This is a genomic window from Pseudomonas sp. FW305-70 (assembly GCF_058783925.1).
In genome coordinates, this window is record NZ_JBYSYZ010000058.1 from 22138 (window position 1) to 28307 (window position 6170).

General features: G+C 60.0%; 4 protein-coding genes and 1 tRNA gene. 3 read left to right on the forward strand and 2 right to left on the reverse strand.

Annotated elements, in window-relative coordinates; translation table 11 throughout:
* Positions 1–133: 133 nt before the first annotated feature.
* Positions 134–210, reverse strand: a tRNA-Arg gene (locus AC3WN7_RS26845).
* 348 nt (positions 211–558) lie between these two features.
* Between AC3WN7_RS26845 and gabD the strand changes: the two genes are divergently transcribed.
* From gabD to AC3WN7_RS26860, 3 genes are all read left to right on the forward strand, one after another.
* On the forward strand, positions 559–2001 hold the full coding sequence (gene gabD / locus AC3WN7_RS26850; RefSeq protein ID WP_207258507.1) for an NADP-dependent succinate-semialdehyde dehydrogenase: 1443 nt from the start codon (positions 559–561) through the stop codon (positions 1999–2001).
* Between the two features lie 185 nt (positions 2002–2186).
* On the forward strand, positions 2187–3464 hold the full coding sequence (gene gabT / locus AC3WN7_RS26855) for a 4-aminobutyrate--2-oxoglutarate transaminase (protein WP_007975624.1): 1278 nt from the start codon (positions 2187–2189) through the stop codon (positions 3462–3464).
* A gap of 136 nt (positions 3465–3600) precedes the next feature.
* Entirely contained in the window at positions 3601–4815 is a 1215-nt protein-coding gene (locus tag AC3WN7_RS26860) for a response regulator (RefSeq protein WP_102675844.1), read from the forward strand.
* Between the two features lie 125 nt (positions 4816–4940).
* On the opposite strand, the gene AC3WN7_RS26865 is transcribed toward AC3WN7_RS26860, so the two are convergent.
* The gene (locus AC3WN7_RS26865) at positions 4941–5930 is read right to left on the reverse strand and encodes a sensor domain-containing diguanylate cyclase (protein WP_102675845.1); all 990 of its coding nucleotides are present in this window, start codon (positions 5928–5930) and stop codon (positions 4941–4943) included.
* Positions 5931–6170: the final 240 nt, after the last annotated feature.

The window sequence follows — 6170 nt, forward strand, 5'->3', positions numbered from 1 at the left end:
ACTCATGCCGATGTTTTGCCAATGGCCTGCTACCTCTCACCCGGCTCCAATGGAGTCAGTTTGATTTCATAAAAACAACACCCACAAAAAAGCCCCAGACCCATAAGGCCTGAGGCTTTCTCGTTACAACGTATGGTGCACCAGGCGGGATTCGAACCCACGACCCCTGCCTTCGGAGGGCAGTACTCTATCCAGCTGAGCTACTGGTGCAGCGGGCGCCATGATACTCATATGCACTGCGGGCGTCCATGCTGCTGAATCGCCTGCGTTTTTTTAAAGCTGTAACGGGCGTTTGCTACGTTGATCAGAAAATATGGGCAAAAGCGTCGTTTTCGTTCTTTTTTTCGAACAGCCTATTGTCCTTTACCCCCTTTGATCCTAGGATTCGTTTGAGATTTCAAACGCTCTTGTCTGGGTGCTGAACCGCACGATTTGAATCAGTGCGCTATTTATGTGCTTCAGCCCGGTGAATGATTTCCCTGACGGCAGCCTATCGAGGCGCCTTTCTACAATCATAATTTGCTCCGCGCGTGCGCGGTGCTGTTAAGGAAAGCCGACATGCAGCTTAAAGACACCCAGTTGTTCCGCCAGCAAGCCTTCATCGATGGCGCGTGGGTTGATGCGGACAATGGTCAGACGATCAAGGTCAACAACCCGGCAACGGGCGAAATTCTGGGCACCGTGCCGAAAATGGGCGCTGCCGAAACCCGCCGTGCGATCGAAGCCGCTGACAAAGCGCTGCCGGCCTGGCGTGCACTGACCGCCAAAGAACGTGCGACCAAGCTGCGTCGCTGGTACGAGCTGATCATCGAGAACCAGGACGACCTGGCTCGCCTGATGACCCTGGAGCAAGGCAAGCCATTGGCCGAAGCCAAGGGCGAAATCGTTTACGCCGCTTCCTTCATCGAATGGTTCGCCGAAGAAGCCAAGCGCATCTACGGTGACGTGATTCCGGGCCACCAGCCAGACAAGCGTCTGATCGTGATCAAGCAGCCAATCGGCGTGACCGCTGCAATCACCCCGTGGAACTTCCCGGCTGCCATGATCACCCGTAAAGCCGGTCCGGCCTTGGCCGCCGGTTGCACCATGGTGCTCAAGCCTGCTTCGCAAACTCCGTTCTCTGCATTCGCCTTGGCCGAACTGGCCCAGCGTGCCGGTATCCCTGCAGGCGTGTTCAGCGTGGTTTCCGGCAGCGCCGGCGACATCGGCAGCGAACTGACCAGCAACCCGATCGTGCGCAAGCTGTCCTTCACCGGTTCGACCGAAATCGGTCGTCAACTGATGTCGGAATGCGCCAAGGACATCAAGAAAGTGTCCCTGGAACTGGGCGGCAACGCGCCGTTCATCGTGTTCGACGACGCGGACCTGGATAAGGCCGTCGAAGGCGCGATCATTTCCAAATACCGCAACAACGGTCAGACCTGCGTCTGCGCCAACCGCCTGTACATTCAGGATTCGGTCTACGACGCGTTCGCCGAGAAGCTGAAAGTGGCTGTGGCCAAGCTCAAGATCGGTAACGGTCTGGAAGACGGCACCACCACTGGCCCGCTGATCGACGAAAAAGCCGTGGCCAAGGTGCAAGAGCACATTGCTGACGCCGTTTCCAAAGGCGCCACCGTGCTGTCCGGCGGCAAGTCGATGGAAGGTAACTTCTTCGAGCCGACCATCCTGACCAACGTGCCGAACAACGCGGCCGTGGCCAAGGAAGAAACCTTCGGTCCATTGGCGCCACTGTTCCGCTTCAAAGACGAAGCCGATGTGATCGCGATGTCCAACGACACCGAGTTCGGTCTGGCCTCGTACTTCTATGCTCGCGACCTGGGTCGTGTGTTCCGTGTGGCTGAAGCCTTGGAATACGGCATGGTCGGCGTCAACACCGGGTTGATCTCCAACGAAGTCGCGCCGTTCGGCGGCATCAAGGCCTCGGGCCTGGGCCGTGAAGGCTCCAAGTACGGCATCGAAGATTACCTGGAAATCAAATACCTCTGCCTGGGCATCTAACCCGGAAGAGCATTGCTTCAAGCGCAAAGGGCACGAGAGCGCTGTCCCTTTGCGCCGCTTCAAACCGGAATTTTCTCTGTGGTCGGGAACGCTGTGGCAGTCGATCATCGCATGCTGCCTTAGTTACCTCCCCACCGCTTAATCCTTGAACCACGCCGACCGATGAGCGGCGAATGAGGAATGTAATGAGCAAGACTAACGCTTCTTTGATGGCCCGCCGTACCAATGCAGTTCCACGTGGTGTTGGCCAGATTCACCCGATCTTCGCCGAGTCCGCGAAGAACGCGACCGTGACCGACGTTGAAGGTCGTGAGTTCATCGACTTCGCCGGCGGTATCGCCGTGCTGAACACCGGCCACGTGCACCCGAAAATCATCGCGGCCGTGACCGAGCAGCTGAACAAGCTGACCCACACGTGCTTCCAGGTGCTGGCCTACGAGCCGTACGTAGAAGTGTGCGAAAAAATCAACGCCAAGGTGCCAGGCGATTTCGCCAAGAAAACCCTGCTGGTGACCACCGGTTCCGAAGCCGTGGAAAACTCGATCAAGATCGCCCGTGCCGCCACTGGCCGTGCCGGCGTGATCGCGTTCACCGGCGCTTACCACGGTCGCACCATGATGACCCTGGGCCTGACCGGTAAAGTCGTGCCTTACTCGGCCGGCATGGGCCTGATGCCAGGCGGCATCTTCCGCGCGCTGTACCCGAACGAACTGCACGGTGTGAGCATCGACGACTCGATCGCTTCCATCGAACGCATCTTCAAGAACGACGCCGAGCCGAAAGACATCGCTGCGATCATCATCGAGCCGGTTCAGGGCGAAGGTGGTTTCTACGTCGCTCCGAAAGAATTCATGAAGCGTCTGCGTGCCCTGTGCGACCAGCACGGCATCCTGCTGATCGCTGACGAAGTACAGACTGGCGCTGGCCGTACCGGTACTTTCTTCGCCATGGAACAGATGGGCGTTGCTGCCGACCTGACCACCTTCGCCAAATCCATCGCTGGCGGCTTCCCGCTGGCCGGTGTGTGCGGCAAGGCCGAATACATGGACGCCATCGCTCCAGGCGGCCTGGGCGGCACCTACGCCGGTAGCCCGATTGCTTGCGCCGCGGCTCTGGCCGTGATGGAAGTGTTCGAAGAAGAGCACCTGCTGGATCGTTGCAAGGCCGTTGGCGAGCGTCTGGTAACTGGCCTGAAGGCCATCCAGGCCAAGTACCCGGTGATCGGCGAAGTCCGTGCCCTGGGTGCGATGATCGCTGTCGAGCTGTTCGAAAACGGCGACAGCCACAAGCCAAACGCCGCCGCTGTGGCATCGGTTGTGGCCAAGGCTCGCGACAAGGGCCTGATCCTGCTGTCCTGCGGCACCTACGGCAACGTTCTGCGCGTCCTGGTACCGCTGACCTCGCCGGACGAGCAACTGGACAAAGGCCTGGCGATCATCGAAGAGTGCTTCGCCGAGCTCTGATCACCCAGTGTGACCTGATCCACAAAAAACCCGCTTCGGCGGGTTTTTTCATGCCCCTGAAAACACATCCCGCGCATTAACGCTGTATCGAATGGCCAGCATTGGCTAAGGTTCCTGCATTGCCAGGGAGAGCTGTATGACAACTGTCATTTTACCCGCGGTTCCGAGAGTACTGATTGCCGAGGCCGACCCCTGGTCCCGGGATCTGCTCAAGGAAGTGTTGTTGAACGTACGCTGCGATGCACGGCTGGATTTGTGCGCCGATGGCCAGCAAGCGCTGGAGCTATTGGCTGCCAATTCCTATGACCTGGTCATCGCCGATTGGGAGTTGCCGGGTGTCGATGGCCTGAATGTCCTGCGTAACATCCGCCAGCGCAAACGCAACCCGCCGCTGCCCTTCATCCTCATGAGCAGTCGCAACGACAGTGCCAGCGTGCGCGAGGCCTTGCCGCTGGCGCCGGCGGCGTACCTGACCAAGCCCCTGAACATGGAAAGCCTGACCCATCGGTTGCAGGGGTTGCTGCTGCACGCGGGGGAAGAAGTCTCGTGCGAAGTGCCGGCGCTGGCGCCGGGCATGACGTTGTCGGTGTTTCTGGAGCGTCGACGGGAATTGGCCGACGGTGCGCCGCTGATGACCGACGTGCAAGTGGCGGTCAAACGCAGCCTCAATCCCAATGGCCTCGACCTGACGGTGCTGGAGGACGAAATCCGCACCGATCCGCAGGTCACGGCTGTGCTGATTGCCGCCGCCAACAGCGCGGCCCAGCACCGCGGCGCGGGTGTGCAAACCCTGTCCCAGGCGCTGCATCGCCTGGGTATCGGGCAGAGCATGAACCTGATTCTCGGATTGACGCTCAAGCGCAGTGCCCGGCTCAGCGATCCGCAATTGGCCGACTATGCCGAGCGTTACTGGGAGCTGTCACTGCACACTGCCGAATACGCGCGGACGCTGGCGCGCTTGCTTGATCTGGATCAGGAGCGCTGCTATTGCGCCGGCATGTTGCATCGCCTCGGTGATCTGGCGTTGCTGCGCTGCCTGCAGGAATGGCAACAGGCTGGCGGCGAACTGGACGAGCTGGAAGAAGTGGGAGAGGCGCTGGTTGAATATGGCGCGGCCTATGGCTCGGCCCTGCGTACGCGCTGGCGTCTGCCGCTGGAGTTACGGGAGCTGATTGCCGCGGCCTACCAGCTCGGTGGCGGGGTTTACTCCCGCGAAGCGCTGGTGATGAACATGGCGGCGCAGATGGCGCGCCTGACCGAGCATGAGGGCATTGAGGAGCTGGCCAAGAGCCGGACGGCGCGGTTGCTCAAGATCGGCTTGCCGGAATTGATGCGGTTGCGCAGGAAGTAGGTTTTACGCAATTCCCTGTGGGAGCGGGCTTGCTCGCGAAAGGGGCGTGTCAGCCAACATCGACATCGACTGACACTCCGCATTCGCGAGCAAGCCCGCTCCCACAGTGGTTTTGTGGTGGCCGGTCAGGCCGTGACAATCCTGTTCTTGCCCTCGCGCTTGGCCTGATACATCGCGGCATCCGCCCGGGAAAACAGGTCCTCCACGGTTTCGTCCGAGGCGCTCAGGCTGGTCAGGCCCTGGCTGACAGTGATGCCGAACGTCCGGCCTTCATGGTTGAAACTCAACTGCTGAATCTGCCGTTGCAGGCGTTCAGCCACTTGCAGGGCCATTTGCGGCGTGCACCCGGGAAACACCGCAGCAAATTCCTCACCACCAATGCGCCCGAACAGATCGCGACGACGCAACGCTGCGCGGCCGCTTTCGGCAATGCGTTGCAGCACGTTGTCGCCTTCCTGGTGACCGTAGGTGTCGTTGATCGTCTTGAAGTCATCAATATCCAGCATCAGAAATGACAGCGGCTCGCCCTGTTGCCGGGCGTGTGCGAACTCGCGGTGAGCGCATTCGAAGAAATGATGGCGATTGCTGCTCTGGGTCAGGGCGTCGGTGGTGGCCAGACGATGCAGTTCGGTTTCCAGCTGCTTCTTGTGGGTGATGTCTTCGGCAATGCCGACGATGATCACCGGTTGTCCCGGCTCGGCCTGGCGATTGATGAAGCATTTGTCGCTGAGCCAGCGCACCTGGCCGTCGGCGGCAATGATTCGATACTCACGGTCTTCGACGGCGCCTTTGTCCAGCACTTCGGCCAGGCTGCGTTCGGCGTAGTCGAGGTCGTCAGGGTGAATGCTGTCGCGCCATTGATTGCAGTCGGCCAGCAGCTGATCGGCTGACCGGCCAAAAATCCGTTCGTAGGCCGGGCTGACGTAAAGCACCCGGCGGGTTTCCCAATCGAATGCCCACAGCACCGCGTTGACGCTTGCCAGCAATGTGTTGAGCAGCTGTTCCCGTTCGGTCAGGCGTGCGACTTCGCCTTGGGCGTGCATCAGCGCCATCAGGGTCTGCGCGGCCTCGGGCCAATGTGACGGAGATGAGTCTTGCAGGTTCTTTTGGGCCATCGAAACAAATCTCAAAGGGCATGCCGCATGTTCGATAGCGGCCAACACCAATCCCGCCGGGGATGGTGAGGTGTCTTTGAGATAAGGGTTTCAGGATGAAGTTCCCGCCTTTTGTGGCGAGGGAGGTTGCTCCCGCCGGGCGGTACTGGCGACGCGTTTTTGCGGCAACAAATCAATGTGGGAGCGGGCTTGCTCGCGAAGGGGTCGTGTCAGTCACCTTTTATGTCGACTGGCACGACC

Excerpts from the sequence above, each read along its gene's own strand:
- AC3WN7_RS26865 (WP_102675845.1), bottom strand. The coding sequence starts at position 5,930 with ATGGCCCAAAAGAACCTGCAAGACTCATCTCCGTCACATTGGCCCGAG.
- gabD (WP_207258507.1), top strand. The coding sequence starts at position 559 with ATGCAGCTTAAAGACACCCAGTTGTTCCGCCAGCAAGCCTTCATCGAT.
- AC3WN7_RS26860 (WP_102675844.1), top strand. The coding sequence starts at position 3,601 with ATGACAACTGTCATTTTACCCGCGGTTCCGAGAGTACTGATTGCCGAG.
- gabT (WP_007975624.1), top strand. The coding sequence starts at position 2,187 with ATGAGCAAGACTAACGCTTCTTTGATGGCCCGCCGTACCAATGCAGTT.